Origin of the sequence: Actinoallomurus sp. NPDC052308, assembly GCF_040679195.1 — a bacterium.
GTDB classification, from domain to species: domain Bacteria; phylum Actinomycetota; class Actinomycetes; order Streptosporangiales; family Streptosporangiaceae; genus Actinoallomurus; species Actinoallomurus liliacearum.
The window spans coordinates 170,826-196,521 of the sequence record NZ_JBFAUM010000002.1; the positions used below are offsets into that span (position 1 = coordinate 170,826).

29 protein-coding genes are annotated in these 25,696 nt (G+C 72.3%); 14 read left to right on the forward strand and 15 right to left on the reverse strand.

The features are described 5' to 3' along the window. Positions 1-40 precede the first annotated feature (40 nt). Entirely contained in the window at positions 41-514 is a 474-nt protein-coding gene (locus AB0L00_RS06815) for a MarR family winged helix-turn-helix transcriptional regulator (RefSeq protein ID WP_345354109.1), read from the reverse strand. 49 nt (positions 515-563) lie between these two features. Here AB0L00_RS06815 and AB0L00_RS06820 point away from each other — a divergent pair, with 49 nt between their 5' ends. From AB0L00_RS06820 to AB0L00_RS06830, 3 genes are all read left to right on the forward strand, one after another. Beyond that, positions 564-1,439, forward strand: a complete 876-nt coding sequence (locus AB0L00_RS06820; RefSeq protein ID WP_364429413.1) for a hypothetical protein — start codon at positions 564-566, stop codon at positions 1,437-1,439. Between the two features lie 129 nt (positions 1,440-1,568). Further along, a complete protein-coding gene (locus AB0L00_RS06825) occupies positions 1,569-2,105 on the forward strand; it encodes a hypothetical protein (RefSeq protein WP_364429415.1) in 537 nt (178 codons plus the stop codon). Positions 2,106-2,174: 69 nt separating this feature from the next. Continuing rightward, positions 2,175-3,611, forward strand: a complete 1,437-nt coding sequence (locus tag AB0L00_RS06830) for a hypothetical protein (RefSeq protein ID WP_364429418.1) — start codon at positions 2,175-2,177, stop codon at positions 3,609-3,611. Between the two features lie 49 nt (positions 3,612-3,660). Here the strand turns inward: AB0L00_RS06830 and AB0L00_RS06835 are convergent, their stop codons facing one another. Both AB0L00_RS06835 and AB0L00_RS06840 read right to left on the reverse strand, forming a co-directional pair. Continuing rightward, positions 3,661-4,485, reverse strand: a complete 825-nt coding sequence (locus AB0L00_RS06835; RefSeq protein WP_364429421.1) for a hypothetical protein — start codon at positions 4,483-4,485, stop codon at positions 3,661-3,663. After that, the gene (locus tag AB0L00_RS06840; protein ID WP_364429423.1) at positions 4,452-5,180 is read right to left on the reverse strand and encodes an MFS transporter; all 729 of its coding nucleotides are present in this window, start codon (positions 5,178-5,180) and stop codon (positions 4,452-4,454) included. Before AB0L00_RS06840 ends, AB0L00_RS06835 begins: the two co-directional genes overlap by 34 nt. Positions 5,181-5,274: 94 nt before the next feature. Between AB0L00_RS06840 and AB0L00_RS06845 the strand changes: the two genes are divergently transcribed. Then, positions 5,275-5,844 (forward strand): TetR/AcrR family transcriptional regulator, encoded by a 570-nt coding sequence (locus tag AB0L00_RS06845; protein WP_364429426.1) that lies wholly within the window; start codon positions 5,275-5,277, stop codon positions 5,842-5,844. A 436-nt stretch (positions 5,845-6,280) separates the two neighbouring features. Further along, on the forward strand, positions 6,281-6,451 hold the full coding sequence (locus AB0L00_RS06850; RefSeq protein ID WP_364429428.1) for a hypothetical protein: 171 nt from the start codon (positions 6,281-6,283) through the stop codon (positions 6,449-6,451). Positions 6,452-6,656: 205 nt separating this feature from the next. Here AB0L00_RS06850 and AB0L00_RS06855 read toward each other — a convergent pair whose 3' ends face one another. Together AB0L00_RS06855 and AB0L00_RS06860 are read right to left on the reverse strand one after the other, a co-directional pair. Beyond that, positions 6,657-6,803: a hypothetical protein gene (locus AB0L00_RS06855; protein WP_364429431.1), complete on the reverse strand. Its 147-nt coding sequence runs from the start codon at positions 6,801-6,803 to the stop codon at positions 6,657-6,659. Positions 6,804-6,968: 165 nt separating this feature from the next. Further along, positions 6,969-7,553 carry a TetR/AcrR family transcriptional regulator gene (locus AB0L00_RS06860; protein WP_364429434.1) on the reverse strand — a complete coding sequence of 195 codons (585 nt, stop codon included), beginning with the start codon at positions 7,551-7,553 and terminating at the stop codon, positions 6,969-6,971. A gap of 171 nt (positions 7,554-7,724) precedes the next feature. On the opposite strand from AB0L00_RS06860, the gene AB0L00_RS06865 reads away from it, so the two are divergent. Together AB0L00_RS06865 and AB0L00_RS06870 are read left to right on the forward strand one after the other, a co-directional pair. Continuing rightward, a complete protein-coding gene (locus AB0L00_RS06865) occupies positions 7,725-8,744 on the forward strand; it encodes an aldo/keto reductase (protein WP_364429437.1) in 1,020 nt (339 codons plus the stop codon). A gap of 44 nt (positions 8,745-8,788) precedes the next feature. Then, entirely contained in the window at positions 8,789-9,655 is an 867-nt protein-coding gene (locus tag AB0L00_RS06870) for an LLM class flavin-dependent oxidoreductase (protein ID WP_364429439.1), read from the forward strand. A 10-nt stretch (positions 9,656-9,665) separates the two neighbouring features. Here the strand turns inward: AB0L00_RS06870 and AB0L00_RS06875 are convergent, their stop codons facing one another. Further along, complete coding sequence (locus AB0L00_RS06875; protein WP_364429442.1) at positions 9,666-10,226, reverse strand: MarR family transcriptional regulator; 561 nt, start codon at positions 10,224-10,226, stop codon at positions 9,666-9,668. Positions 10,227-10,294: 68 nt separating this feature from the next. Between AB0L00_RS06875 and AB0L00_RS06880 the strand changes: the two genes are divergently transcribed. Continuing rightward, the gene (locus AB0L00_RS06880; protein WP_364429444.1) at positions 10,295-11,140 is read left to right on the forward strand and encodes an SDR family oxidoreductase; all 846 of its coding nucleotides are present in this window, start codon (positions 10,295-10,297) and stop codon (positions 11,138-11,140) included. On the opposite strand, the gene AB0L00_RS06885 is transcribed toward AB0L00_RS06880, so the two are convergent. Then, positions 11,141-11,968, reverse strand: a complete 828-nt coding sequence (locus AB0L00_RS06885) for an NAD(P)H-binding protein (protein ID WP_364429448.1) — start codon at positions 11,966-11,968, stop codon at positions 11,141-11,143. 59 nt (positions 11,969-12,027) lie between these two features. Here AB0L00_RS06885 and AB0L00_RS06890 point away from each other — a divergent pair, with 59 nt between their 5' ends. Continuing rightward, complete coding sequence (locus AB0L00_RS06890; protein ID WP_345354125.1) at positions 12,028-12,531, forward strand: MarR family transcriptional regulator; 504 nt, start codon at positions 12,028-12,030, stop codon at positions 12,529-12,531. Between the two features lie 13 nt (positions 12,532-12,544). Here AB0L00_RS06890 and AB0L00_RS06895 read toward each other — a convergent pair whose 3' ends face one another. The 3 genes from AB0L00_RS06895 to AB0L00_RS06905 are packed head-to-tail and all read right to left on the reverse strand — an operon-like array spanning position 12,545 to position 15,590. Beyond that, on the reverse strand, positions 12,545-13,183 hold the full coding sequence (locus AB0L00_RS06895; RefSeq protein WP_364429451.1) for a response regulator transcription factor: 639 nt from the start codon (positions 13,181-13,183) through the stop codon (positions 12,545-12,547). After that, positions 13,174-14,457 (reverse strand): sensor domain-containing protein, encoded by a 1,284-nt coding sequence (locus AB0L00_RS06900; RefSeq protein ID WP_364429453.1) that lies wholly within the window; start codon positions 14,455-14,457, stop codon positions 13,174-13,176. Before AB0L00_RS06900 ends, AB0L00_RS06895 begins: the two co-directional genes overlap by 10 nt. Beyond that, positions 14,454-15,590 carry a glycosyltransferase 87 family protein gene (locus AB0L00_RS06905; RefSeq protein ID WP_364429456.1) on the reverse strand — a complete coding sequence of 379 codons (1,137 nt, stop codon included), beginning with the start codon at positions 15,588-15,590 and terminating at the stop codon, positions 14,454-14,456. Before AB0L00_RS06905 ends, AB0L00_RS06900 begins: the two co-directional genes overlap by 4 nt. A 172-nt stretch (positions 15,591-15,762) precedes the next feature. Here AB0L00_RS06905 and AB0L00_RS06910 point away from each other — a divergent pair, with 172 nt between their 5' ends. Together AB0L00_RS06910 and AB0L00_RS06915 are read left to right on the forward strand one after the other, a co-directional pair. Beyond that, positions 15,763-16,506: an ABC transporter ATP-binding protein gene (locus AB0L00_RS06910; RefSeq protein ID WP_364429459.1), complete on the forward strand. Its 744-nt coding sequence runs from the start codon at positions 15,763-15,765 to the stop codon at positions 16,504-16,506. Positions 16,507-16,508: 2 nt separating this feature from the next. Then, positions 16,509-19,088 (forward strand): ABC transporter permease, encoded by a 2,580-nt coding sequence (locus AB0L00_RS06915; protein ID WP_364429462.1) that lies wholly within the window; start codon positions 16,509-16,511, stop codon positions 19,086-19,088. Positions 19,089-19,131: 43 nt separating this feature from the next. On the opposite strand, the gene AB0L00_RS06920 is transcribed toward AB0L00_RS06915, so the two are convergent. From AB0L00_RS06920 to AB0L00_RS06930, 3 genes are all read right to left on the reverse strand, one after another. Beyond that, positions 19,132-19,701, reverse strand: a complete 570-nt coding sequence (locus AB0L00_RS06920) for a DNA-3-methyladenine glycosylase I (protein WP_364429464.1) — start codon at positions 19,699-19,701, stop codon at positions 19,132-19,134. Continuing rightward, entirely contained in the window at positions 19,698-20,126 is a 429-nt protein-coding gene (locus AB0L00_RS06925; protein WP_364429467.1) for an SRPBCC family protein, read from the reverse strand. The genes AB0L00_RS06920 and AB0L00_RS06925 overlap by 4 nt, the downstream gene beginning before the upstream one ends. Before the next feature lie 132 nt (positions 20,127-20,258). After that, positions 20,259-20,936 (reverse strand): hypothetical protein, encoded by a 678-nt coding sequence (locus tag AB0L00_RS06930; RefSeq protein WP_364429469.1) that lies wholly within the window; start codon positions 20,934-20,936, stop codon positions 20,259-20,261. Positions 20,937-21,022: 86 nt separating this feature from the next. On the opposite strand from AB0L00_RS06930, the gene AB0L00_RS06935 reads away from it, so the two are divergent. Beyond that, positions 21,023-21,553, forward strand: coding sequence for a hypothetical protein (locus AB0L00_RS06935; protein WP_364429472.1), 531 nt, complete (start codon positions 21,023-21,025; stop codon positions 21,551-21,553). Positions 21,554-21,560: 7 nt separating this feature from the next. On the opposite strand, the gene AB0L00_RS06940 is transcribed toward AB0L00_RS06935, so the two are convergent. Together AB0L00_RS06940 and AB0L00_RS06945 are read right to left on the reverse strand one after the other, a co-directional pair. After that, positions 21,561-22,145, reverse strand: coding sequence for a TIGR00730 family Rossman fold protein (locus AB0L00_RS06940; RefSeq protein ID WP_345354144.1), 585 nt, complete (start codon positions 22,143-22,145; stop codon positions 21,561-21,563). Continuing rightward, a complete protein-coding gene (locus tag AB0L00_RS06945; protein ID WP_364429474.1) occupies positions 22,145-22,951 on the reverse strand; it encodes a TIGR00730 family Rossman fold protein in 807 nt (268 codons plus the stop codon). Before AB0L00_RS06945 ends, AB0L00_RS06940 begins: the two co-directional genes overlap by 1 nt. Positions 22,952-23,066: 115 nt before the next feature. Here AB0L00_RS06945 and AB0L00_RS06950 point away from each other — a divergent pair, with 115 nt between their 5' ends. Further along, on the forward strand, positions 23,067-23,549 hold the full coding sequence (locus AB0L00_RS06950; protein ID WP_364429477.1) for a hypothetical protein: 483 nt from the start codon (positions 23,067-23,069) through the stop codon (positions 23,547-23,549). Further along, entirely contained in the window at positions 23,546-25,696 is a 2,151-nt protein-coding gene (locus AB0L00_RS06955) for a bifunctional polysaccharide deacetylase/glycosyltransferase family 2 protein (protein WP_364429480.1), read from the forward strand. Before AB0L00_RS06950 ends, AB0L00_RS06955 begins: the two co-directional genes overlap by 4 nt.

Below are 25,696 nucleotides of genomic sequence, written 5' to 3' on the forward strand. Positions count from 1 at the left end.
AGCGGTACCGGTCGCGGATGCCCGGGGCCCGGAGGACCGCTCAGCGGTCGACGGTCACCTCGAACAACCGTTGCAGCAGAGTGTGCAGCGCGAGCTGCTCGTCGCCGGTCAGGCCGTCGAGGATGTCCCGCTCGATCCCCTCGCCCGCGCGGCGCAGCGTCTCGACCGTGGTGCGGCCTTCCGCGGTGAGCCTGATCGTGTGGCGGCGCCGGTCGGCGGGGTCACGGGTCCGCTCGATCAGCGCCTGGCGCTCCAGGAAGTCGACCACCGAGACCGCGTTCCGCGGATCCACACCGATCAGTTCGGCGAGGTGCTGCTGGTGGGTGACCTTCACGTTCTCCAAGGTCATGAGGGCGCCATAGTGGTGCGGCGTCATGCCGTGCGCGGCCAGCATGCGCGCCCATCGCCGCCGCGACTCGGCGCCGAGCCGGGTCAGCAGGTAGCCCGTACTGGCACGGAGCTCAGGCGGCGCAGCAGAAGCACTCCCTGCTGATTCGTGGCTATTGTCCGCCATATCGGTGATCATACGCTCTTGCGGACATCCACCATGATGGTCGTACTTAATGAGCATTCTGCCGAGGCCGCGTGATCGGAAGTTCAGGGAACGCGGCCCGCGTACGAGCCGTCTCACCGACCATGACACCCAGTTCCGGGACAGCAGAACCCGACCACTCGGCCCCCACGCCCGCCCTGGCGGCCATGCCGGGCCGTGCCTGGTGACGGCCGCGCCCGAACAGGCCGCCGCCGAGAGGGTGCTGCGCAGTTGGCGCACCGGGCGCGTCGCCCTCTCCGTGTACGGGGCGGCCGCGATGGCCCTCCTTTGGATCCTGGCTCCGTTGGACGGCAACGAGTCCGACCTGCTCACGGCGATCGGGATCGCATTGGCCGGTGGGGTGGCCCTCCTGTCGGGAGTCACCGTTCGTAACGGGTGGCGGGGCGAGGATTTGGCGCTTTGGGAACCGGAGCTGCGGGACCCGGCGACGCTGGTGAATGACCGGCGCGTCGCCCGCAGTGGCGGCACCGCCTTCGTGACAGCCCTGTTCGCCATCTCCGGCTTCGCCGTGCTCGTTCAGGTCCTGGGCGCGAACCACGCGGCGAAGGCCGAGGCCGTGGCAACCGTCACCGGCTGCAGTAGCGGCTACAAGGGCAGCTCCTCCTACTGCTACGGGCGCTGGACCGTGGCAGGACGCACTTACTCCGGGAGACTGCCGGGCGTACAGTACGCGTCCTTCGGCGACACCGTGCACATCCGCTACGACTCCGAAGACCCCTCCTCCCTCGGCGACCGGTCGACCACCAGGCCGCTCTTCATCTTCCTCATCTCGAGTGTGCTGTCGGGGACGATGGCCTGGCGGTGGGTCGAACGGGCGCGATACCCCTACATCCAAGAGGTCGAGCGGATCGCCGCGAGGTCCGCCCGGGACACTCCGGCCGACTGAGGCCCTCGTCCCGTTCGGCGGCACCGTACGCCCGAGTCAGAAGCGTCGCAGACAACGCCGCCCTTCCCCATTACCGTCTGCACTGATACACAACAGGACAGATCACAACGGAAGAACGCGGAGCGGACGATGGCCCCTCACCCCCCGGCGCCAACCGTCACAGGCCGACCCGTCGGCGACCGGTATCGCGGCGCCGGTCTGCTGCTCACCATTCCCGCCGCCCTCCTGGCGCTCGTCACCCTGGTCGTGCCGACCGGCCAGACGATCGTGCGAAGCCTCCAGGACTCGCAGATCTTCGGGCCTTCCCACAAATTCGTCGGCCTCGAGAATTACTCCAAGCTGCTCGAGCAGGGCTACTTCTGGCGCGCGCTCGGCTTCTGGCTCCTGCTCGCCCTCGTCCCGGTCCTCGTCGCCGTACTGGTCGGCCCGGCACTCGCCGCCGCCCTGGACGGGGCGGGCACCTGGCCCCGGCGGATCGGCCGGGTGCTGATGTCCCTGCCGCTCGTGGTGTTCTCCCCGGTGGCGGTCGCCGTCGCCTGGCACATGGGCCAGGCCGGCGCCGGCGGGAGCGGGATCGCGAAGATCTTCGGGCGGATCGACAGCCCCGACAAGGCGTTCGGCGTCATCCCGCTGGTCACGGCCGCCGCCACGTTCGGCGCGGTGTGAGGCCTGGCGCTGCTGGTCTTCCTGCCCGTCCTGCGCGGCCGCGGCGAAGGCCGGCGGATCGCCCCGGCCATGCTCGCGGTCGGGGCGATCGTCGCGCTCGCGCTGATCGCGACGAGCATGCAGGCGTTCACCTTCCCGGCGGTGCTGAGCGACTCGCCGAGCTCGACCACGCCCGTCGGGCTGGAGTACAACGTGGCCTTCCTCCGGGCCGAGTTCGGCTTCGGTTCGGCCCAGGCCACCATCGTCGGGGCGACCGTGGCGGTCCTCGGCGTGGCCGCGGCCCTGATCGCGATCAAGACGAGCCTGGGCGTCAAACTCGCCCCGGCTCCCCCGCGCGGAGCACCGGAGCCCGGCCCACAGCCGGACGCGGGCCGTGGAGTGCTCGGACTGCTGGCCGTGGCCCTCGTCCTGATCCTCGCCGTCCTTGGCTCCTGGCCCTGGCTCTCCGCGCTGTTCTCCCACGGGCCCAAAGGCTCGTCCACCGCGTCCACGGCCCGCCTCTACGTGAACACGTGGATCCCGCCGCTGCTGGGCGCCATCGTCTCCGTCGGCGCGGCGTTCCTGGCCGCTCTGGGCATCGGCGGCCTCCGCCCGCTCGGCCGCCGCAGCGAATGGCTCCTCCTGCCGTTCGCCCCGTGGCTGTTCGTGGGCATCGGCCCGCTCGGCATCGCCGACTACCAGAACGAGCGGGACCTCCACCTCCTCGGGAAGTTCCCCTCCCTGTTCTCACCGATCCTCGTGAGCGTCCCCGCGCTGTTCATCCTGACGCTCTTCTGCCGGAGACACGCGGCGCGCTGGCGGGCGCAGCGCGCCACCGGCGCCCCGGCCGGGCCGTCGTTCTTCGCGACGGTCGTCGTCCCGGCACTGCCCCTGGCGGGCCTGCTCGTCGGTGCGATCACCCTGATCGGCGGGCAGGGCCTGCTGTGGCCGTACCTGATCGGCGACCGTCCCGGCACGCGGACGGCGCCGATCGAACTGGTGGTCCGCGTCGAGCAGACGTTCAGCGCGAACGCGAAGGTCGGGCTCACCACGCCGATCGTCGTGGTCGTCCTGGCCCTGATCGCACTGGCCGCGCTGCAGATCCTCTATCTGGACCGGCTCGTCATCACCACCGGCCCCGACGAGGAGGCCGTGGGCCTCTCCCAGCCGGTGCGACCCATGGGACGGCCCGTTCCGGTCCCGGGCCACGGCGGTCCCGGCCTCCCGCCGCCCTCCGGACCGGCGTTCGCCTTCCCTCCCCCGCCCGGCCAGGCGCCGCCGCCGTACGGGCCTCCCCCTGGATACGCGCCGCCACCGGGGTACGCGCCCCCGCCCGGCTACGGACCACCGCCGTCACCCGGGACGACACCGGCCGGGCCGAAGCCGTCAGCCGATTCGGAGCCCCACCCCGGCCCCGCTGCCGAGGAGCGCACGAGAGGCGACGCGGAGACGCCCGCCGCCTCGAGAGAGGACTCGGCTCCGGAGAACACGCCCGCCGACGACCCGCCGCAGGACAAGGACGACTGAGGCGGTCCGCAGAATCGCGCGGCGTCGGATCCGCCGTCTCGGGCCGCCGTCATGCCGTGATCTTCTCGCCGATCCCGTCGGCGGCGGGTGTGCTCGCTTGACCATCCGCGGCGTTCCGCGTGCGCAGGATCGCCCAGCCGACGAGCGCCGCGGCCACGGCCGTGAGGGTGAGGCCGGCGATCGTGACCGCCTCGTGGAACTGCGTGGTCTGCCGCGGGCTCCAGTTCGAGGCCGCGATGTCGCCGGTGAACAGCGCCGCGAGAATGGTGCCGCTGACGGCGATGCCGACTCCGGAGGTGACCTCGGTGGCGGTGTCGGTGAGCGCCGCGCCGATCGAGGTCCGGTTCTTCGGCAGGCCACGGAACACGTTGACCGCGGCGACAACACCGACGACGCGCATCCCGGCGGCCACGAGTACGAGTGCGATCGCCACCCATACGTATCCGAAGCCGTTCAGCAGACCGTAGACGGCAAGCCCGAACACGACCGCTGTGGCGCCGAGCCATGCGGCCCGGCCACCACCGACCCGTTCCACGAGTGGATTGACGAACGGGCCGGCTGCGACCAGGACGATGACCTGCGGCAGCATGCCGATGGCGGCAAGGCCGGGCGTCCACCCCCAGTCGAGCTGCAACTGCAGCGTCACCAGGTAACCGAGACCGGCGGTCGCCAGCCCGGCCGCGGCCTTGTGGGCCAGGCCGCTCGAAACGAGGGGACGAGCGACGAGCCGAAGATCGAGGAGCGGATGGCGCGCCGAGAGCTCGCGGAGGAGGAAGAGAACCGCCCCCACGGCGGCCGCGGCGGTGACCGTCCACGGCTCCCAGGAGCCGGTGCCTTCGTTCACGAACAGCGTGGGCGCGACGAGCGCCAGCACGATCGTCGCCGTGCCCAGCGCCGCGCCGCGCCGAGGAAGTCCACCGGGTCGCGGTGCAGATCAGCCGCTTCGTCCTCAGCGACGCCCGCCCGTACGCCCATGATCGCGAGCACCGCGATCGGCACGTTCACCAGCAGCAGGACCTGCCACGGAGCGATCACGAGCACGAAGCCGCCCACCGTCGGGCCGATCGCAAGACCGACCAGACCAACGGTCGAGACGAGCGTCGTCGCACGGATGCGCAGGCCGTCCTCGTCGAACAGCCGGAAGGCCAGCGCCATCGACCCCGGCGTCGTCATCGCCGCCGCGACGCCCATCACCGCGCGGACCACGATCAGTTGCTCCGCGGTCGTGACGAAAGCGGTCGCCAGGCTCGCGACGCCGAGCAGCACCAGACCGATGAGCATGATCCGCCGTCGGCCGAACCGGTCGGCCAGCACGCCGAAGACCAACATCAACCCGCCGAACACGACCCCGTACGCGCCCGTCACCCACTGCAGCGCGATCGTCGAGGCGTGCAACTCGCGTCCGATCGTGGGCAGCGCGACGTTCAAGATCGAGTTGTCCAGCATTTCGAACAGGAAGACCGCCGACAGTCCGACCAAGGCCACCCAGGCCTCGCGCAACGACCTGGGGCCTCGACGGTCGGGGCCCGCCGCCGTGGGCGCGGATCCGGTCCCGGTGGGAGTGCTCACGAACAGCCGCCGCCTAAGATATAGGGATCTATCTTACGGCGGCCAGAGTAGGGCGTTAGGATAAGATAGGCAAGTCTATCCAAAGGAGGCGCGGATGCCCGAGCGGCGCCGCGGAGCGGCACTGGAGAAGGCGCTCCTCGATGCGGCCTGGGAAGAACTCACCGACAGCGGCTACGCCAGGTTCACCATGGACGCCGTCGTTCAGCGCGCGGGTACCAGCCCTCCCGTTCTCTACCGCCGCTGGTCCGACCGCGACGAGCTCGTCCGGGCGACCATCGTCCACACCCTGCGGGAAAGCCTCCTCGACATTCCCGACACGGGAAGCCTGCGGGAGGACGTCCTCACCCTCATGCGGGAGATCAACGCCACCCGCGTCCGGTTCATCACCGTCATGAGCGTGCACCTGGGCGGCTACTACCAGGAGACCGGGACCAGCCCCGGTGACCTGCTCGACCCCCTCGCGACGGGGCGCACGGAATCTCTCGACGTGCTCTTCGACCGCGCCGTCGACCGCGGCGAGATCAAACCGGAACTCCTCACCGAACGCATCAAGTCCCTCCCCTTCGACCTGCTGCGCCACGAGATCCTCACGACCTTCGCCCCCGTGCCCGACCACGTCCTAGAAGAGATCGTCGACACGCTCTTCCTCCCCCTCGTGCGCTGACCGCAGACCCGGCGCCCCGCCGCCGGGCCGTACGAAACACTCGGCGAAGCGAGTCATAGGCAGGGATGTTTCGGGATGATTCGCCGTCGCCGATCACCTTCACCGAGCACTGCGTACGCCACACCGACCGACCGCCACTACGACGCGAAGGCTGCCCGAGCGATCAGTACGGAGAGGGTCGACGCGCGGGCCGGAGCGGGCAACTCCGACGAGTCGCACGTCTGGATCGCGCCCCACCCACCAGGGGTGTCCATCTAGCCGAGACGATTCATCGCCCAGGTAGACAGCGCCAAGCGTTATGGATCACTCGGCGGGCGAGTGGGCGAGGTAGGCATCGTCGAAGTCGCCTCGGTGCTCGCCAAAGCCACTTTTCCCTGGACAGTTCTCACTAAGACGTCCCACAGCTTGTCGGGACCTAAAGAGGGAGAAGATCAGCATGAGCCTCAAGAAGCACCTCGAGGATTTCGGTGACGCCTGGAGGATGCATTCGGCGATCAGCGGGGCCGAGCGACAGGTCTTCGCCGACAGCGTAGCGGCGGCGCCGAGGAAGGCGAAGGAGAAGCTGTCGAGCCGCTGGGGGAAGAAGCCCCCGAACTCCGGCAGCTGATCCGGCAAGAGGCCCGGCCCGAACTGCGGTGATGGCGGACGCCTGACGGCGTCCGGCTAAGCCGTCGCGGGCGGGGCCAACGCAAACGGTGGCCGGGCATGTCGCCCGGCCACCGTCTTTCGCATGCTGGATCGACCGACCCGTGACTCGCTCGCAGCGATCAAATGATCATTACGCTCGGTCGACTGTTGTCACACTCGTGCCGTCACTTGGGCTGGTCGCCCTGGCGGCCGCTGGGCTGGCGGCCGTAGTTGGGCTGGGGCGCGGTCTTCCCGTAGTTCGCGACGATGCGCTTGAACTCACGGCCCTCGCCGTCGTCCATGGCCAGCGCGGTCTTGACCTTGGTGGGCATGGAAAGCCCCTTTCGGTTGTTGAACGACCTCCGCGAATCCGCGGAGCAGCTGACCCTCTTTTGGGGTGCTACAGAGGGACTGTCCACAGAACCGAAGATCATCAAGGCCGAACCGCCCACTATCGAAGGCGAAAGAGGGGCACTGGCCCCTCCCTCCCTCCGGGCTCAGGAGGGATCCGGGTCGGTGGGGCGGCGTAGGCCGGCGATGAGGAGCTCGACGAGTCGGCGTGCGTCGTAGCGGGTGTCGCTGTCCGCGCCGATGCAGAGGTTCCCGACGCCGCGCATGAGCTCGTAGGCCTCCAGGTCGGAGCGGATCTCGCCCGCGTCGGCTGCGGCGTCGAGCAGTTCGGTGCACACGGGCACGAGCCGATCGAGGAAGTAGGAGTGCAGGGCGTCGAACTGGGCGCTGTCCGACCGCAGCGCCGCGGCCAGTCCGTGCTTGGTCACGAGGAGGCCGACGAACAGGTCGATCCATCGCGCCAGGGCGGCGTACGGGGTGGTCGCGTCGGCGAGGCAGGCCGGGCCGGCCTCGGCGCATGCCTCGACCTGGTGCCGGTAGACGGCGACGACCAGGTCCGCTCGCGTCGGGAAGTGACGGTAGACCGTGCCCAGCCCGACGCCCGCCCTGGCCGCGATGTCGCGTACCGGCGCGTCGACGCCCGAGGTGACGAAGACCGCCGCGGCGGCGTCGAGCAGAGCCTTCTCGTTGCGTCGGGCGTCGGCCCGCCTACGGGGGGCCTGTCCTGCCATGTCCGTCACTGTGCCGCTTCCCTGCTGCTGCGTCATCGTCGGCTTGCCAACCGGAACATTGTTCCGTATGTTTAGCGGAACATCGTTCCGCATAGCTCAGTATGGCAGGCGGACGAGGAATGACACAGCCAGGGGCTGCGATCACTCGCAGCCCCAGTAAGGAACGCGCTCATGCAGTACCGGACCTTGGGCCGCACCGGTGTGCAGGTCAGCACACTCGTTCTCGGCGCGATGAACTTCGGCGCGATCGGGGGCACCACCCAGGACGACGTCACCGCCATCGTCGATGCCGCCCTCGACGCGGGGATCAACCTCATCGACACCGCCGACATGTACAGCAACGGCCAGTCCGAGGAGATGGTCGGCAAGGCCATCGCCGGCCGCCGCGACGACATCGTGCTGGCGACCAAGGCGAACATGCCGATGGGCGAGGACCGCAACCGGCGGGGCAGCTCGCGCCGCTGGCTGGTCACCGCGCTGGACGACAGCCTGCGCCGCCTCGGTGTCGACCACGTGGATCTGTACCAGATCCACCGGTGGGACCCGGCCACCAGTGACGAGGAGACGCTGTCGGCGCTGACCGACCTGCAGCGGGCCGGAAAGATCCGGTACTTCGGCTCCTCGACCTTCCCCGCCTACCGCATCGTCCAGGCCCAGTGGGCCGCCCGCGAGAATCACCTGAGCCGTTACGTCACCGAGCAGCCCAGCTACTCCATCCTGCAGCGCGGGATCGAGGCGCACGTCCTCCCCGTGACCGAGCAGTACGGACTCGGTGTCCTGGCCTGGAGCCCGCTGGCCTCGGGCTGGCTGTCGGGCGCGATCCGGGAGGGCCGGGAGGTCGCCACCGCCCGCTCCACATTCATGCCGGAGCGCTTCGACACGTCCATCCCGGTCAACCGCGCCCGGCTCGAGGCGGTCGAGCAACTGGCCAAGGTCGCCGACCAGGCCGGTCTGACGATGATCCAGCTCGCGCTCGGGTTCGTCACCGCGCATCCCGCCGTCACCAGCGCGATCATCGGCCCCCGAATGCCGGCCCACCTGCACTCGCAGCTCGCCGCCGCCGACACCGTGCTCTCCGCCGACGTGCTGGACGCGATCGACGCCATCGTCGCGCCCGGCGTCGACCTGGCCGCGCACGAGAAGCACGACACGCCTCCCGCCCTGCTCGACCCGGCACTGCGGCGCCGCTGACCGCCCGAGGAACGACGTCCCCCGCCGGAAAGGAGCACGTCCCAATGCCGCATGCCCACTTCGGAATCGCGACCGCCCCGATGCAGGTCGACTACCACGACGTCCTACGGGTCTGGCGCGAGGCCGACACGATCCCGGAGATCGAGCACGCGTGGGTGTTCGATCACCTCATGCCGATCGGCGGCGACCCGGACGGACCGACCTACGAGGGCTGGACGCTGCTCTCGGCCCTCGCCTCACAGACCCGGCGACTGCGCCTCGGCGTACTCGTGACCAGCAACCGCTTCCGGCCGCCCGCGATGCTGGCCAAGATCGCCGCGACCGTCGACGCCGTCTCCGGCGGGCGGCTCGACTTCGGCATCGGCGCCGGCTCACGACCCGGCCACCCGCTGGCCCGGCGCGAGTACGAGGCGCACGGCCTGCCCTTCCACGACTTCGCCCACTCGGTGGAGAGCCTCGCCGAGGCGTGCACCGTCATCCGGCGGCTGTGGACCGAGACCGAACCGTTCGACTTCCACGGCACCCACGTCCGGCTCACCGGAGCGTTCTGCAACCCCAAGCCCGTCCAGCGCCCCCATCCGCCGATCCTGATCGGCGGGCGCTCCGCCGCGACGCTGCGCGTGGTCGCCGAGCACGCCGACCTGTGGAACATCCCCGGCGGCGACATCGACGACGTCGTCCGCCGCAGCGCGCTGCTGGACCGCTACTGCACCGAGATCGGCCGCGACCCCGCCTCGATCGTCCGCTCGATCCACCTGCCGGTCTCCTATGACCGGCCCGGCACCACCCGGGACGCGATCGGCGAAGCGGTCGAGGCCGGCTTCCGGCACATCGTCCTCGGGCTGCCGACGCCCTACCCGCCAGGCGTCGCCCGCTGGGTCGCCGACGAGCTCATCACCCCGTCGGCCTAGTCGAAGTCGGTCAGGAGCCGGGGCGGGGGCGGTCGTGGCGGGGGGCGGGGCCGAACTCCTCCTCCAAGCGGGACAGCAGCGCGCCGAGCAGGGAGTTCAGCCGGTCGACCTGGTCGGGGTCGAGCGCGCCGCCGAACAGGCGCTGCTCCTCCAGCGTCCGCTGGGCGGTGGCCGCGCTCCAGAGGCGGCGCCCCTCCTCCGTCAGCCGGACAGGGCGGCTGCGGCCGTCCGTGGCAGGGACGGGTTCGACCAGGCCGCTGCGGGTGAGGCGGTCGATGCGGACGCTGACCGTGCCGGAGGTCAGGCCCAACGCGTCGGCCAGTTGCTTGGGGGTGCGCTCGTACGGGGGGCCGGAGCGTTGCAGGACCGACAGCGCCGCCCAGTCGCCGACGGTGATCGACTCCCGCCCCGCCGCCCGCTCGAGGATGTGCTCGAAGAGGCGGGCGATCCGGCCGATCCGCTGGCGGGCGGCCTCCACGCCGGGGTCGACGCCGGTGGGCATCTGTCCGATCCACTGGGGCAGGTCGGTGCCCACCGAGTCGGGCGGCGTCTCCCCACGATCTTCGGTCACTGGACACATCCTTGAGTCTCAAGCTACTTTCCCTTGAGTCTCAAGCTATCCGATTCGAAGGATCGACCATGCCTGAAACCGCGAACGACCCCCGCGTGTGGTTCATCACCGGCACCAGCACCGGCCTCGGGCGGGCGATCGCCGACGCCGCGCTGGCCCGCGGTGATCGCGTCGTCGCCACGGCGCGGGACCCGCAGAGCGTCAAGGACCTCGTCGAGCGGGCGCCGGAGCTGGTCCGCGCGGTCGCGCTGGACGTCACCGACCCGGCCCAGGTGACGGCCGCGGTCGGCACCGCCATTGAGGAGTTCGGCCGGATCGACGTGCTGGTCAACAACGCCAGACACGGGTTGATCGGCGCGCTGGAGGAGCTGTCCAGCGAACAGATCGACGCGGTGCTCGCCACGAACGTGCTCGGCGTCATCGGCGTGACCCGTGCCGTGCTGCCGCACATGCGGGCCCGGCGGCGGGGCCACATCGTGCAGATGTCCTCGGTCGGCGGCGCGGTCGGCAACCCCGGCCACTCGATCTACGCGACCTCCAAGTTCGCGCTGGAGGGGATGTCCGAGGCGCTGGCCGGCGAGGTCGGGCCGCTGGGCATCCGGGTGACCATCGTCGAGCCGGGCCCGTTCCGTACGGACTTCGCCGGCCGGTCGATGCGGTTCGCCGACCCGATCGACGACTACCGCGACACCCCGGCCGGCGCGTTGCGGCGGCGATTCTCCGACCAGGACGGCGTGCAGCCGAACGACCCGGTCAAGGCCGCCGAGGCGATCGTCAAGGCGGTCGACGAGCCGGACTCGCCGCTGCGTCTCCCGCTCGGCCCGGAGGCGGTGGAGCGGATCCGGCAGAAGCTTCGGCGGCAGCTCGCCGACCTGGACGCCTGGGAGCAGGTGTCGCTGGACACCCGGTACTGATCAGCGAAAGCCGTCGGCGTGGCGGGCGGCCCATTCGGCGTACGTGTGAGGCGCCCGCCCGATCAGGTCGGCCGGGGCGGGCGACACCTCGGCCATCTCCTTCGACTCCGCGCGCATCGCGATCAGGGCGTCGACGACCGGAGCGGGCACGCGCGCGGCCATGGCGGCGCGGTACTCCTCGGCCGACAGCCCCTCGAACCGCAGCTCACGGCCCAGTACGTCACCGAGTATCGCCACCCGCTGCGGGTCGGTGAGCGCCTCAGGCCCGGTCAGCAGGTAGGTCCGGCCGGCGTGACCGTCGTCGAGCAGCGCGCGGACGGCGACGGCGGCGATGTCGCGCTCGTCGATCGGCGTCCCGGCCGCGCCGTCTCCGAGCCCGCGGACGACCCCGGTGGCCCGGATCTGCGGGGCCCACCACTGCAGATCGTTGGCCATGAACGCGCCGGGCCGCAGGATCGTCCACGACAGGCCGGAGTCCGTCACCGCCTGCTCGATGCCCGCGTGCAGACGCCCGATCGGGTTCGGCCGCTCGTACATGACCGCCGAGGCGGACAGCAGGACCACGTTCCGGAGCCCGGTCTCCCGCGCCGCGGCGAGGAAGCCGGCGGTCCGGTCCGGCACCGGGAACAGGAACGCCCGCTCCACGCCGCGCAGCGCTTCGGGCAGGGTCTCGGGCTCCGCGAGATCGCCCCGGACGACCTCGACCCCGTTCGGCAGGTCCGCCCGGTCGGGCCGGCGGGTCATCGCCCGCACCTCCGCGCCCTCCTCCAGCAACTGCCCGACCACCTGGCGGCCGACGTTCCCGGTCGCTCCAGTCACGAGGATCATGGACGACTCCCTTCGACTTCCCAAATACTTTGGATTTCCGAATATATACACTGGGCGTCGTGACCGAGCACGCACCACCGCAGGCGAGCCGCCGCCCCGAACCCGCGGAGATCAGGGAGGTCCTGGCCCACGTCCCCCTGGTCGCGGCGTACTTCCAGCGAGCGCGCGGCGACATGCCGCCGGAGTTCTACGAGGCGTTCCGGAAGCACGGGCTCACCGCCCGGCACGGCGCGGTGCTCAGCCACCTGTTCGTCGAGGAGTCCCTCAGCGTCACCGAGCTGTCGCGGCGGATGGGCGTCTCCCTGTCCACCGCCAGCGAACTCGTCGGTGATCTGAGCCGGGCCGGCTGGGTCGAACGCCGCGAGGATCCGGCCAACCGCCGCCGGACGCTCGTATCGATGCCGGACCGGCAGCGCCCGGTGATGGAGGAGTTCATCGCGCGCCGATCCGCACCGCTCCTGCGCGTGCTGGAGAGCCTCTCCCCACGGGACCGCGCGGGGTTCGTCGCGGGCCTGACCGCCTGGGCCCACGAGGTGCGCGACTGGCAGAGCACGGGCCCCTGACCCGTGCGCGCCGTCAGCCGCGCAGGTGGGCGAGGACGGCGAGCACGCGACGGTGGTCGTCGGGGGCCGGTGGCAGGTCCAGCTTCATGAAGATCGAGCCGACGTGCTTGACGACGGCGGCCTCGGTGACGACCAGGCGGCGGGCGATCGCGCCGTTGGAACGGCCCTCGGCCATCAGCTCCAGCACCTGGCGTTCCCGGTCCGTCAGCCGTCGCAGCGGTGAACCGTCGTGCCGGCCGGACAGGAGCCGCCGGACGACCTCGGGATCGATCACGGTGCCGCCCTCGGCGACCCGGGTCAGGCCGTCCAGGAACTCGTCGATGTCGCCGACGCGGTCCTTCAGCAGGTAGCCGACGCCGCCGCCGGTCTGCAGCAGGTCGGCGGCGTAGGACCGCTCGACGTACTGCGACAGCACCAGCACCGGCAGCCCGGGATGGTCACGCCGCAGCTCCAGCGCGGCCCGAAGCCCCTCGTCGCGGTGGCCCGGCGGCATCCGCACGTCGGTGACGACGATGTCCGGCGGGTCGGCGGCGACGGCGGCGACCAGGGCCGGCGCGTCGGCGACCGCCGTCGTCTCGTGGCCGAACCGGCCGAGGATCTGGATGAGGCCCTCGCGCAGCAGCACCGAGTCCTCGGCGAGCACTACCCGCACGGCATCTCCACTCGGACGATCGTAGGGCCGCCCGGCGGGCTGGACAGCCGGAGGGTTCCATCGTGGACCGCGACCCGGTCGGCGAGGCCCTGCAGTCCCGTGCCCTGCCCCGGATCCGCTCCGCCGGACCCGTCGTCGTGGATCTCGACGACGAGCAGCCGGTCGAGCATCCGCGCGGACACCCGGGCGTGCCGGGCGTCGCCGTGCCGGGCCGCGTTGGTGAGAGCCTCGGCGACGACGAAGTACGCGGCCGACTCGAGCTGCTCCGGCGGACGTACGGGCAGGTCGACGTCCACCTCGACGGGCACCGGGGAGCGCTCGGCCAGTGCCTGCACGGCCGCGTCCAGGCCGCGGTCGGTGAGGATCGAGGGGTGGATGCCCCGGACGAGGTCGCGGAGTTCGGCCAGGGCGGCGCGCGCCTCGTCCTGCGCCTTGCCGATCAGCTCGCGGTCCCCGTCGAGCCGCGCGAGTCCGAGCAGCATGATCAGCCCGGTGAGCCGCTGTTGCGCTCCATCGTGCAGGTCGCGTTCGATGCGCCGCCGCTCGGCCTCGAACGCGCCGGCCATCCGGGCCCGCGACGCGGTCACCGCGACCAGCCGCTCCCCCAGCTCCGCTTCGCCGGACCGTACGAGGAGCGCGCGGGCCAGCGCGGCCCGGGCGCCCGCGAGCAGCGTCAGCGCGTAGAGGCCGGCCACCGCCACCGCGACCCCGACCGGCACGAGCGCCCACGCCTCGCCCGGCGTGTCCACGGTCACCAGCGAGCCGTACTGGATCCGGTCGCCACCGCCCACCAGCGCCGGCGCGGCGATCTGCACGGCCGTGACGGCGATCAGGTTCGAGACCACGGCGCCGTCGAACACCGACAGCGCCCCGTGCAGGAGTCCGTAGCCGAGTTCCCGCCAGGACGCGGTCTCCCGCAGCCGGTACCGGATCCAGGGCCGTAGTCCCGGGCGCGGCACGGCGCCGTGCGGCGACGGCGCCGGGCGCGGGTCCAGCCAGCGCAGCCTGCGGCGTTCGACCGCGGCCAGTGCCATCGCGAGCAGCGGAACGCAGGCCAGCAGCACCACCCCGGCGACGACGGGCGTCAGGAGCAGGCCCAGGCCCAGCAGCGCGAGGGTGAACGCCAGCCAGATCAGGCCGATCGGCACGCCGGTGACGACGTACGCGAACGCCCGCCAAGGCCACGCCGAGAACAGGAAACGCAGCGGGTTCCGCGCCATCGCCCGCCAGACCGTCGTGCGCCCGCCCGCACCGTGGTCCCCCGTCCCGCTCACGCCACGACCGTACGCGACCATGCCGCCAGCACGGTCGGGTAGAGCAGGTAGCCCCAGCGGGTGGCGGGCAGCAGGCAGATGGCCAGGCCGAAGCCGAGCGCCGTACGGCGTGCGGCGTCCGCGGCGTCCCGGGGCGGGCGGAGACACAGCCAGGCGGCGATCGTCACGCCGGTCAGGCCGAGCAGCGCCAGGGCCGCCGCGTGCCCGACCGGCCCGAGGCCGGCGAGCAGATGCCCCGGCAGTGGGCTGTCCGCGGGCGAGGTCACCGGTGTGAGCCCGAGCGGGAACAGCACGACGTTGGTCAGGAAGGCGGCGGGGTCCAGCAGGGCGGGCACGCCGATGACCGGGACGAGCACGGCGGCCGCGGTGCCGGCGTACCTCGGCGCGCCGGACCGCCCCGTCAGGAACAGCGCCGTCACCAGGACCGGCCAGGCCGTCGGCTTCAGCGTCGCGGCGACGCCCAGCACCGGCCCGGCCCATCCGGGGCGCCGCCGGGCCAGTACGAGGCCCAGGCAGGACAGGCCGAGCACCGGCAGATCGTCGCCGCCCACCGCCACCGGCAGCGCGACGACCGGCGAGACCAGCACGAGGACCGGCAGGCCTCCCCACCCAAGACCGCCCCGCCCGCGGCCGATCAGGCCGGCGAGGACGATCGCGACGGCGAACACGGCGGTGAACAGGAGACGGGGGTCGAGCCCGGTGGTCCCGAACACGGCCATGCCCGGCAGGTACGGGTCGTACGCGGTGTACGCGCCGACCGGCACCGCGCTCGCCGGGTACGGCGTGCCGTGCCGCAGGAGGTGGGCGCCGGACCGGGCCACCACGGCCACCTCCTCCTGCGCCGTTCCGGTGGCGACCAGCACGACGAGCGGGACCAGCGCCGCACCGGCGAACGCGCAGCACCGACCGGCGGTACGGCTCACGGCGGAGACACCGGCGGCCACCGCGTACCCGACCGCCGCGACGACACCCCACGTGCGGTGCGCCGCGGGACCGGCGACGGCCGCGAACACGCCCGCGAACCCCGAGAACGCCGCGAACCAGAGGGGTTCCGGCGGGAGACGACGCGGTGGGCCGCCGGTGGGGCGGGGTGTGGTCCGCCGTGCATCGGGCGGCGGCGCGGTGATCGTCATGCCGGTGCTCTTCCGTCGAGGGTGGGTCACCACCAGCGAACCGGCGACGCGCGGAAAGATCAGTAGAGCGGGATGCCGAGGTGAGGTAGGCCCTGCCGGATGGGGGCAGCCCTACCGGGAAGCTCCAGACCGCGCCAGTGCGGCCGGGCTCCGCCACGGGTTGGCTTGAGGCATGACACAGACGACCGCCCTGCTACCCGTCGCCCGGGCGGACTCACTCGTGAAGACGTACGGCTCCGGGGAGAACACGGTGGCCGCGCTGCGTGGCGTCTCGGCCGCGTTCGCCCGCGGCCAGTTCACCGCGATCATGGGCCCGTCCGGGTCGGGTAAGTCGACGTTCCTGCACTGCCTCGCCGGGCTGGACACCGTCTCGTCCGGTGCCGTCGTCATCGACGGGGTCGACATCACCAAGCTGTCGCGGACGCGGCTGACGAGGCTGCGCGGCGAGAAGCTCGGCTTCGTCTTTCAGTCCTTCAACCTGCTGCCGATGCTGACCGCCGAGGAGAACATCCGGCTCACCGCCCGGATGGCCGGGCGGCGGGTGGACCGCGAGTGGTTCCGGATCCTCGTCGACGCGCTCGGGCTGCGGGAACGGCTCGGCCACCGGCCCGCCGAGCTGTCCGGCGGGCAGCAGCAGCGGGTCGCGGTCGCGCGGGCCCTGCTGACCCGGCCGGAGGTGGTGTTCGCCGACGAGCCGACCGGCAACCTCGACTCCTCCGCGGGCGGAGAGGTGTTGCGGTTCCTGCGCGCGGCGGTGGACACGTACCACCAGACCGTCGTGATGGTGACCCACGACCCGCTCGCCGCGTCGTACGCCGACCGGGTGCTGTTCCTGGCCGACGGCTGGATCGTCCACGAGCTGGCCGGTCCGACGATCGACGCGGTGCACGGCGTCATGCGCCGGATGGAGGGCTGACCATGTGGCTGATCGCCCGCCGGTCGTTCGCCCAGGACTGGGCGCGGCTGACCGCGACGGTGCTCGCCGTGCTGTTCTCCGTGGGGCTGATGTCGGGAGCGCTGCAGTTCGCGCTGCGGGCGCAGGCCGCGGTGTCCGGGTCGGACGCGAGCGAGTACGCCAAGGCGGACGTGGTCGTGCAGCCGCCCGGCGCCGACACGGAGGAGTCGTTCGCCGTTCCGCGGGGTGAGGTGCGGCCCGGCGCGATCGGCTCCGTGCCGGGCGTCGCGGCGGTCGCCGGTGACGCCGCCGTGCCGGTCACGGCCATCGGGGCGCGCGGCCGGCCGGTGCTGCCTCCGGCGGGCGCGGGGACCATGCTCCGTCCCTGGATCGCCGACCCGCGCCTGAACGCCTACCACCTGGTGGCCGGGCGGGCCCCGGCCGCCGACGACGAGGTGGCCGTCGTACGGCACGTCGCGACGGCCGGGCACCTGGCGACCGGGACCACCATGACGTTGCTGCTGCCCGAGACGTCGAGCAGGGTGCGGATCGTCGGTGTCGTCACCGTCCAGGGCCGGGGGGCCGTGGCGTCCGGCGACCTGGTCCTGGGCACGCCCACCGCCGTTCAGAAGGCGGCGGGCCTGGCGCCGGGCACGTGGCAGAGCCTGTGGGTGAAGGCCGCGCCGGGCGTTCCGGCCGGCGAACTCCGGAACCGGCTGACCGCGCCGATGCGCCCGGCCGTCGTGCGCACCGCCGCCGGCCTGCGGCGCCACCAGTCGGCGGAGCTGCAGAGCATGGGCACGTCGGTGGGCGGGGCGATCGGCATGCTCGCCTCGGTGGCGGTGTTCACCGGCCTGTTCGTGGTCGCGAACGCCTTCGGGACGATGGTCCGCCAGCGGACCCGGCGTCTGGCCCTCCTGGCGGCGATCGGGGCCCGGCCCCGGCAGATCAGGCGGCTGGTCCGTCTCGAGGCGCTCGTCCTGGCCGTGGTCGCGTCGGCGGGCGGCCTCCTCGTCGGGTACGGCGTGTCGGACGTCCTCACCCGGCTGTTCGCGCAGGACGGCTTCGACATCTCCGCCGGTGAGGTCACGGTCGGCTGGATCTCGCTGGTCTTCCCCTTCGCGGCGGGCGTCGTGACCACTCAGTTGGCGGCCTGGCGGCCCGCCCGCCGCGCGTCGCGGGTCGCGCCGATCGAGGCGCTGCGGTCCGCGACGGCGGAGAACCAGAGCCGGAGGTGGCCCCGGATCGCGGGCGCCGTCGCGATCTTCGGGGCGTCCTGGATGTTCTTCGGCCCGGTCTTCGCGGTGGCGAACGACCCGACGTCCGTCGGAACCGACCGGACCGTGGGGATCATGATGCTCATCCTGGTCGGATGCATGGTGTGCGTGTCCGCGCTGGCCGTGCTCGCGCCCTTCTTCGTCGGCCCGCTCGGCGGCCTGGTCGGACGGCTCGGCATGCTCGTCAGCGGCGAGGCGGGCCGGCTCGCCCGCGCGACCATCGTCCGCAGCCCGCGCCGGGTCTCCTCGGCCGCCGCCTCGCTCATGCTCGGCGTCGCGCTCGTCGTCACCACCGGGCTGCTGATCACCTCCATCAACGACCGGTCCCGCGCGGCCGGGGCCGAGGCCCTCGCCGCCGACCACGTCATCGCGGGGACCGGCCGGACGTCGAACGGGGCCGCGTCGCTTCCCGCCGACACGGCGGCCCGCGCCGCGCGCGTGCCCGGCGTGACCGCCGCGGTCGCGCTGACGCGAACGGAGGTACGGCTCGTGTCACCGAGGGTCAAGGCGTTCGACAGCGATCCGGGCATGCCGATCTTCCTGGCCGTCACCGGCGCGTCCGACGTACGGCCGGTGCTGCGCTTCGGCGGGCACCTTCCCGCGCTGCGGCCCGGCGAGATCGGCGTCACGTCCCCGCTCGTCAAGGCGTACGGGCTGCGTCCGGGCCGCCGGATCGTCGTGCACGGCACGCGCGGCGATGTGACGCTCACCGTGGCCGGCCGGTACCACGACCCCTCTCACCTGTTCGCCGACCAGGCGCTGGTCGCGCCGGCCACGATGGCGACGCTGGATCCGGGAGCGAGCACCTCGGCCGTCCTCGTCCGGGGCACCGCGTCGGCGGCGGCCCTGACGGCGGCCGTCTCCGACGTGCCGGTGGCCCGGGTGTACGACCGGGCGGCCTACGTACGGGTGGCGGCGGCCGCCATGCGGCAGGGCGTGCGCGTGATCTACGGGTTCATCGCGATGTCCCTGGTCATCTCGCTGTTCGGCATGGCCACGACGGTGGCGCTGAGCGTGTCGGAACGGACGAAGGAGTTCGGGATGCTCGGCGCGGTCGGGACCACCGTCCGGCAGATCCGGTCGATCGTCCGCTGGGAGGCCGCGACGGTCGTCCTGCTGGGGGTGCTGCTGGGCCTGGGCGCCGCCGTCGGCACCGTCGCGCTGCTGCACGTCGCCACCGGCAGTTCCTTCATCCGGGTGGACCTGCCGTGGTGGCTGCTCGCCGCCGTGGTGCTGGGCGCGGCGGTCGTCACCTGGGCGACGTCGGCGCTGCCCGCCCGGCGCGCCGCGGGAGTGCCGGTCCTGGAGGCCGCGAAGGCGGAGTGACCCTTACCCGCGCGTCGCCGTGGTGCCGCGTGCCGGTCGTTCTCTACCGGTAGGCGCCGCGGCGGTGGCAGTCGACGAGGTGGTCGTCGACCAGGCCGCAGGCCTGCATGAGGGCGTAGACGGTGGTCGGGCCGACGTGTCGGAAGCCGTGCTTCTTGAGCTTCTTGGCGAGCGCCGTGGAGCCGGGCGTGGTGGCGGGCACGTCGCTGCTCGTCTTGGGCGCGGGAGCGGCCGGGTCGGCGTGCGCCCAGACGAGGGTGGCCAGGCCGTCGGGCAGGTCGAGCGCCGCCCGGGCGTTCGCGATCGTCGCGTCGATCTTGCGGCGGTTCCGGACGATGGCGGCGTCGGCCAGCAGCCGCTGGACGTCGGCCGGGCCGTACGCCGCGACCTTCTCCAGGTCAAAGCCGTCGAACGCCCGCCGGAAGCCCTCGCGTTTGCGCAGGATCGTCAGCCAGGACAGCCCGGACTGGAACGCCTCCAGGCACAGCCGCTCGTACAGCCCGTGGTCGTCACGGACCGGGCGGCCCCACTCGTCGTCGTGGTAGGCGATGTAGTCGGGAGCGGAGACGCCCCATGGGCACCGCGCCAGCCCGTCCGGTCCGATGACAGTCATTCGAACATGTTAGCGAGGCGGTGCAGCGATGTCCGCAACATGACCCGGGCGGCCGGTCCGACCGCGAACCAGCCGACGCGGCCGAGCGGCCCGAGCGGCAGGTCGAGCAGCTCGGCCCAGGTGACGCGGCACCGGCCCTCGGGCAGGTCGAGCAGGTCGAACCGGCCCTCGCCGCGTACGAGCCCGCCGGTGTGCCGCACGCGGACGCGGTGCGGTGGCAGCCACTCGCTGATCACCATGGTGTCGAGGAAGCCGACGGGACCGACGCCCGTCCACGCCTCGACGCTCGCGCCGTCACCCGCCCCGCCCTCCGCGCGGGTCAGCGGCACCCAGTCCGAGTGCCGCGGCCAGTCGACGAGGACGTTCCACACCTGCTCCGCCGTCGCCGGGACGTCGGCCGACGCGTGCACCGCCACCCTGCTCATGCGTCCTCCTTCGTCGGAGGAGTGACCAGAGGCACTGCGCTCATGATTCGCTCGCTGCGCTCGCTCATGCGCCCTCCTTCGTCGGAGGAGAGACCAGAGGCACTGCGCTCATGATTCGCTCGCTGCGCTCGCTCATGCGTCCTCCTCCCGCCGCTCGGTCTCGCCCGCCGGTTCCGCGGCGTCCTCGTGGTCGGCCGTCGGGCCTCCGTCTGCGTCGCGGTCGGCCCGCGGGTCGAAGACGACCTTGTCGACGATGGTCTGCGGCGGACTCGCGGGCCGGTCCTGCACCGTCTGCGGCGGGTCCGCGGGCCGGTCCCACTCCGTCTGCGGCGGATCCGCGGGGCGGTCCCGGGGCTCCTCGCGGGTGTGGTGCGGAAGCGGCGGGAGGTCGCCCTCGCGCAAGGACGGCGGATCGGACGGCGCGAACGGATCGCGCAGGTCCATGGAGTCGGGCGCCGGGGAGGCCGACGGGACGGCCGGGCGCCAGGTCCGCTCCGGCGGCTCGTTCAGGCGCCGGCGCGCCTCGGCGAGCTCCTGCTCCAGCACGGCGATGCGCGTGTCCCGCTCGGTCAGCTCGTGCGCGAAGCGTTCCAGCGCCTCGTCGGTGATCTGCTTGTGGTAGCCCCAGAGCCCCATCGGCAGGCGGAGCAGCACGGCGTCCGTGCCGCCGACCGAGCGCCGGCCCGGCAGCGACAGCCGTGGATGGTCCGGATGCTCGACGGAGAGCTCTCCGCCGCCACCGGTGGCCACGACGACGATCGCCGCCAGGACGGCCAGCGCGGCGAGGGCCACGGTGATGGTGACAAGCATGTACCGATCGTGCCACAACCACGCGGTACGGTGGGTCAACCCGCTCAGCGGACGCCGCAGGCGCCGCATATGCCACGATCAGGACCATGGAGCTGCGTCTCGGAACCCGGGTCATCTTTCCCGGCGCTTTCACGGTGATGACGGAGGGCCCCGCGGAGGGCGCCGACATCGCCGAGGTCGCCGCCGACCCGGAGATCGTCCGCGCGGTCCGGGCGGATCCGCGGGCACCGGTCATCGCGGTGACGCCGTCCTCGGAGGAGCAGGCCGCCGCCTGCGTACGGGCCGGGGCCGACCTGCTGATCGGGGACGCGTTCGCCGGCGTGGCCGCGGCCACCGGGGCCGCGCTGCTCTGCTCGGCGCCCGAGCGGGCCGTCGGGGTGCGCCCGGACGGTGTGCTGGTCCGCGTCACGGAACCCTACGAGGCCGAGCGCCTCGCGGAGGCCGGGCAGGCGGTGTTCGTGGACGCGGCCGAGCCCGCCGTCGCGTCGGTGTTCGCCTGGGCCGGCGCCCGGGTCTTCCGTGCGGCCGACGCCGACGCGATGCGGCAGGTGCTCGACATGGTGGCCTCGATCAAGGGCACCCGTCCACCCGCCGTATCGCGGCGCGGCCTGGCCTGACGGCGGATCAGGGCTCGGACTCGACGTAGTCCTCGGCGGTCGGCTGCATGCGCACGGGCGTGCGCTCCAGGTGGTCGAACGCCTCCTCGACCGTGGTGGCCCAGCCGATCGCGTCGAAGATGCGCGGCCGGGCGAACCCCTCGTCTAGCAGGTGCTTCATCAGGTCGCGCAGCGGCTCGTACAGGCCGTACGGATCCAGGATCGCGATCGGCTTCTCGTGCATGCCGAGGACCCGCGAGGTCCAGATCTCGAAGAGCTCCTCGAGCGTGCCCAGCCCGCCGGGCAGGACGAGGAAGGCGTCGGACCGGCGGTCCATCTCGCCCTTGCGCGCCCGCATGTCCTCGGTGACGACCAGCTCGGCGGAGTCGTCGTCGGCGATCTCCACGTCCACGAGCGCCTTGGGGATGACGCCGACGGTCTGGGCGCCGCCCTCGCGCGCGGCGCGGGCGACGGCCCCCATGCAGGACACGGTGGCGCCGCCGCTGACCAGGCTGTGTCCTCGCCGGGCCAGCTCGGCGCCGGCCTCGGCGGCCAGTTCGACGTAGCGGCCGTCGATGCGGCCGCTGGACGAGCAGAAGACGCAGACGCGCATCAGCTTCCGTTTCCTCCCGCCTCCGCGTCGGCCTCCTGGGCCGCGCGCTCCTCCAGTTCCCGCTCCTGCGTCTCGTGGGCGCGTTTGATGCGCTCGACGACCTCGTCGGGGTCGTCCGTGACGTACATCAGCTCGAGGTCCTCCGGGGAGATCTTGCCCGCGGGCAGCATCTGATCCTTGATCCACTGGATCAGGCCGCCCCAGTAGTCCGTGCCGAAGAGCACGATCGGGAAGCGGGTGATCTTCTTGGTCTGCACGAGCGTGATCGCCTCGAACAGCTCGTCCAGCGTCCCGAACCCGCCGGGGAGCACCACGAACGCCTGGGAGTACTTGACGAACATCGTCTTGCGGACGAAGAAGTAGCGGAACTCCACGCCGATGTCGATGTGGTCGTTCAGCTTCTGCTCGAACGGCAGCTCGATGCCGAGCCCGACCGACAGGCCGCCGGCGTCGTCGGCCCCCTTGTTGGCGGCCTCCATGATCCCCGGCCCGCCGCCGGTGATCACGGCGTATCCGGCCTCGGCGAGCAGCGCGCCGATCCGTTCCGCCAGCTCGTACTCCTCCGAACCCGGCTTCGTACGGGCGGAGCCGAAGACGCTCACCGCGCGCGGCAGCTCCGCCAGCAGGCCGAACCCCTCGACGAACTCCGCCTGGATGCGGAGCACCCGCCAGGGGTCGGTGTGCAGCCAATCCGAGGGGCCGCGGGAGTCGAGCAGGCGCTGATCGGTGGTGGTGGCGGGGATCGCGTTGCCGCGGAGGGTCACGGGACCCTGTCGTCTCCTGCGCGGCGTCTCGTCAGGTCGCATGGCCTAACCGTAGCCAGCGACGCGACCGCTTTCGGCCGACCTCGGCGTATACCCGTCGGTGAGGAAACGATGCTTTCGTAATGTATGTCGATTTGTCGGGTTCTAGACTCCCTCCGTGAACCAAGCGACTGAGGTCCTGGAGCAGGACCCCGTTTTCGTCGATCCGACGGGCCGTCGGGGACGGATCATGCGCCGTGCCGGGATCGCGCTCGGGTGCCTCGTCGCCGGCTACCTCATACTCGTCGGGGTCGGGCTGGCCATCGGGGCACGGGTGCCGCTCACTCCGTGGCCCCATGCGCGTCCCGCCACGTCCGGCCACGGTCACGCCGCACAGCTGCTCATGCCCCGCGGCGGGACCCGCGGCTCGCTCCCGACGCTGGGTTCGACCGATCCCCGGTCGCCGAGCGGCCCGACGCGGACCGGCGGCGCGTCCGGCTCCCCGAAGGCCGGTGCCGCTCCCGCCGGTACGAAGCCCACCCCGGCATCCGCGACCCCGACCACCGGGCCGACCACCTCCGCTCCGGCCGCCACGCGGACCACCCACGGCAAGGGCAAAGGCGTCGGGCTGACGAAGAGCCCGCACCCGAAGCACTCATGATCGCCCGCGACAAGCGGCGGCGTGACCCACGCGGCCACTGGATCCTGTTGTTCCTCGGCGCCCTGACGCTCGTCGGCGGTCTCCTGCTGGGGGGATACGCCCACGGCGTCGTCGGCGAGTCGACGCAGCACGAGTACACCAAGAGCGGTTCGGCGCCGGCCGCCGTCGCCGACGGCGGTCCCGTCGTCAACCTGTCGGGCGGTGCCCCCGAGAGCGTCCGGGCCCCCCGCCGTACGATCGCGCTCACCTTCGACGACGGACCCGACCCCCGCTGGACCCCGCAGATCCTGGACGTGCTGCGACGTCACGGGGCGCACGCGACGTTCTTCGTCATCGGCGCGCACGTCGCCGACCATCCCGACATCGTCGACCGGGCGATCCGCGAGGGCGACGAGATCGGTTCGCACACCTACACCCACGTCGACATGGCGAGTTCGTCGCCCTGGCGGATCCGCTTCGAGCTGGACCTGACCCAGCGCGCGCTCGCCGGCGCGGCCGGGATCCACACCCGGCTCATGCGGATGCCGTACTCCTCCGTGCCGGACGGCCTGTCGGCACCGGAGTACCGCGCGGCGCAGGAGGCCGGGCGGCAGGGCTACGTCGTGGCGCTCACCGACCAGGACACCGAGGACTGGCGGCGCCCGGGCGTGGACAGGATCGTGCAGGCCGCGACGCCCCGGAAGGGCGCCGGCGCGGTCCTGATGTTGCACGACTCGGGTGGTGACCGGAGCCAGACGGTGCAGGCCCTCGACGTGCTGCTGACCCGCCTGTCCGCCAAGGGGTACCGGTTCACCACGCTCAGCCAGGCGATGCGGCTGCCGTCCGCCGACGTGCCCGCCTCGACCCTCGACAAGGTGACCGGAACGGCGCTGATCGACGGCCAGCGCTGGTCCGGCCGGCTGACCGGCTGGCTCGGCGTCCTCTTCGCGATCGCCGGTGTGCTGACCACCCTCCGGCTGCTCGCCCTCCCGCTGTTCGCGCACGTCCACGTACGGCGGGTGCGTCGCGAGCGCCGTCGCCGCGCCGGCGTGCGACAGGACGTTCCGCCGCCGGTGTCGGTGATCGTCCCGGCGTACAACGAGGAGGTCGGACTGGCGGCGACGGTGCGCTCCCTCGTCGCCACCGACTACCCGGCGCCCATCGAGGTCCTGATCGTCGACGACGGGTCCAGCGACGACACCCCGGTCATCGGCGCGCGGCTGGAGCGGGAGCTCGCGAACGTCCGGCTCATCCGGCGACCGAACGGCGGCAAGCCGGCCGCGCTGAACACCGGCATCGCGCACGCGTCCCATGAGGTACTGGTCCTCGTCGACGGCGACACGGTCTTCCAGCGCGACACGATCGGCAACCTCGTCCGCCCGCTGGCCGACCCGCGCGTCGGAGCGGTCAGCGGCAACACCAAGGTGGCCAACCGCAAGGGCCTCATCGGCCGCTGGCAGCACCTCGAGTACGTCATCGGGTTCAACCTCGACCGGCGGATGTTCGACGTGCTCGAGTGCATGCCGACCGTGCCCGGCGCGATCGGGGCGTTCCGGCGGGAGGCGCTCGCGTCGGTCGGCGGCCTCAGCACCGAGACCCTGGCCGAGGACACCGACCTGACCATGGCGATCTGCCGGGCGGGCTGGCGGGTCGTGTACGAGGAGACCGCCCTCGCCTGGACCGAGGCGCCGTCGTCCCTGCGGCAGCTCTGGCGGCAGCGGTACCGGTGGTGCTACGGGACCCTGCAGGCGATGTGGAAGCACAAGCGGGCGCTGGTCGAACGCGGCCGGTCGGGCCGGTTCGGCCGCCGTTGCCTGCCGTACCTGACCATCTTCCAGGTCGCGCTGCCGTGCCTCGCCCCCGTGGTCGACGTCTTCGCCGTGTACGGCATGTTCGTCATGAACCCGTTGACCGTCGCGGTGTCCTGGGTGGCGTTCACCGCGGCGCAGGCGGCGGCCGCGACGTACGCGCTGAAACTCGACGGCGAACGCCTCAGGACGCTGTGGGCCATGCCGCTCCAGCAGGTCGTCTACCGGCAGCTGATGTACCTGGTCGTCATCCAGTCGCTGGTCACGGCCGTGCTGGGCGCCCCGCTGCGCTGGCACGTCATCCGCCGGACCGGGACGTTCTCGGAGGGAGACCCCCTGCCGTCCCGGGTCGGCGTCTGA

Bases quoted from the DNA above. Each gene is read 5' to 3' on its own strand.
- AB0L00_RS06925 (WP_364429467.1), bottom strand. From the start codon at position 20,126: ATGAGCAGGGTGGCGGTGCACGCGTCGGCCGACGTCCCGGCGACGGCG.
- AB0L00_RS06830 (WP_364429418.1), top strand. From the start codon at position 2,175: ATGCTCGCGGTCGGGGCGATCGTCGCGCTCGCGCTGATCGCGACGAGC.
- AB0L00_RS06855 (WP_364429431.1), bottom strand. From the start codon at position 6,803: ATGCCCACCAAGGTCAAGACCGCGCTGGCCATGGACGACGGCGAGGGC.
- AB0L00_RS06845 (WP_364429426.1), top strand. From the start codon at position 5,275: ATGCCCGAGCGGCGCCGCGGAGCGGCACTGGAGAAGGCGCTCCTCGAT.
- AB0L00_RS06935 (WP_364429472.1), top strand. From the start codon at position 21,023: ATGGAGCTGCGTCTCGGAACCCGGGTCATCTTTCCCGGCGCTTTCACG.
- AB0L00_RS06880 (WP_364429444.1), top strand. From the start codon at position 10,295: ATGCCTGAAACCGCGAACGACCCCCGCGTGTGGTTCATCACCGGCACC.
- AB0L00_RS06820 (WP_364429413.1), top strand. From the start codon at position 564: ATGAGCATTCTGCCGAGGCCGCGTGATCGGAAGTTCAGGGAACGCGGC.
- AB0L00_RS06910 (WP_364429459.1), top strand. From the start codon at position 15,763: ATGACACAGACGACCGCCCTGCTACCCGTCGCCCGGGCGGACTCACTC.
- AB0L00_RS06865 (WP_364429437.1), top strand. From the start codon at position 7,725: ATGCAGTACCGGACCTTGGGCCGCACCGGTGTGCAGGTCAGCACACTC.
- AB0L00_RS06945 (WP_364429474.1), bottom strand. From the start codon at position 22,951: ATGCGACCTGACGAGACGCCGCGCAGGAGACGACAGGGTCCCGTGACC.
- AB0L00_RS06955 (WP_364429480.1), top strand. From the start codon at position 23,546: ATGATCGCCCGCGACAAGCGGCGGCGTGACCCACGCGGCCACTGGATC.
- AB0L00_RS06850 (WP_364429428.1), top strand. From the start codon at position 6,281: ATGAGCCTCAAGAAGCACCTCGAGGATTTCGGTGACGCCTGGAGGATG.
- AB0L00_RS06915 (WP_364429462.1), top strand. From the start codon at position 16,509: ATGTGGCTGATCGCCCGCCGGTCGTTCGCCCAGGACTGGGCGCGGCTG.
- AB0L00_RS06825 (WP_364429415.1), top strand. From the start codon at position 1,569: ATGGCCCCTCACCCCCCGGCGCCAACCGTCACAGGCCGACCCGTCGGC.
- AB0L00_RS06885 (WP_364429448.1), bottom strand. From the start codon at position 11,968: ATGATCCTCGTGACTGGAGCGACCGGGAACGTCGGCCGCCAGGTGGTC.
- AB0L00_RS06860 (WP_364429434.1), bottom strand. From the start codon at position 7,553: ATGGCAGGACAGGCCCCCCGTAGGCGGGCCGACGCCCGACGCAACGAG.
- AB0L00_RS06940 (WP_345354144.1), bottom strand. From the start codon at position 22,145: ATGCGCGTCTGCGTCTTCTGCTCGTCCAGCGGCCGCATCGACGGCCGC.
- AB0L00_RS06920 (WP_364429464.1), bottom strand. From the start codon at position 19,701: ATGACTGTCATCGGACCGGACGGGCTGGCGCGGTGCCCATGGGGCGTC.
- AB0L00_RS06905 (WP_364429456.1), bottom strand. From the start codon at position 15,590: ATGACGATCACCGCGCCGCCGCCCGATGCACGGCGGACCACACCCCGC.
- AB0L00_RS06930 (WP_364429469.1), bottom strand. From the start codon at position 20,936: ATGCTTGTCACCATCACCGTGGCCCTCGCCGCGCTGGCCGTCCTGGCG.
- AB0L00_RS06815 (WP_345354109.1), bottom strand. From the start codon at position 514: ATGGCGGACAATAGCCACGAATCAGCAGGGAGTGCTTCTGCTGCGCCG.
- AB0L00_RS06870 (WP_364429439.1), top strand. From the start codon at position 8,789: ATGCCGCATGCCCACTTCGGAATCGCGACCGCCCCGATGCAGGTCGAC.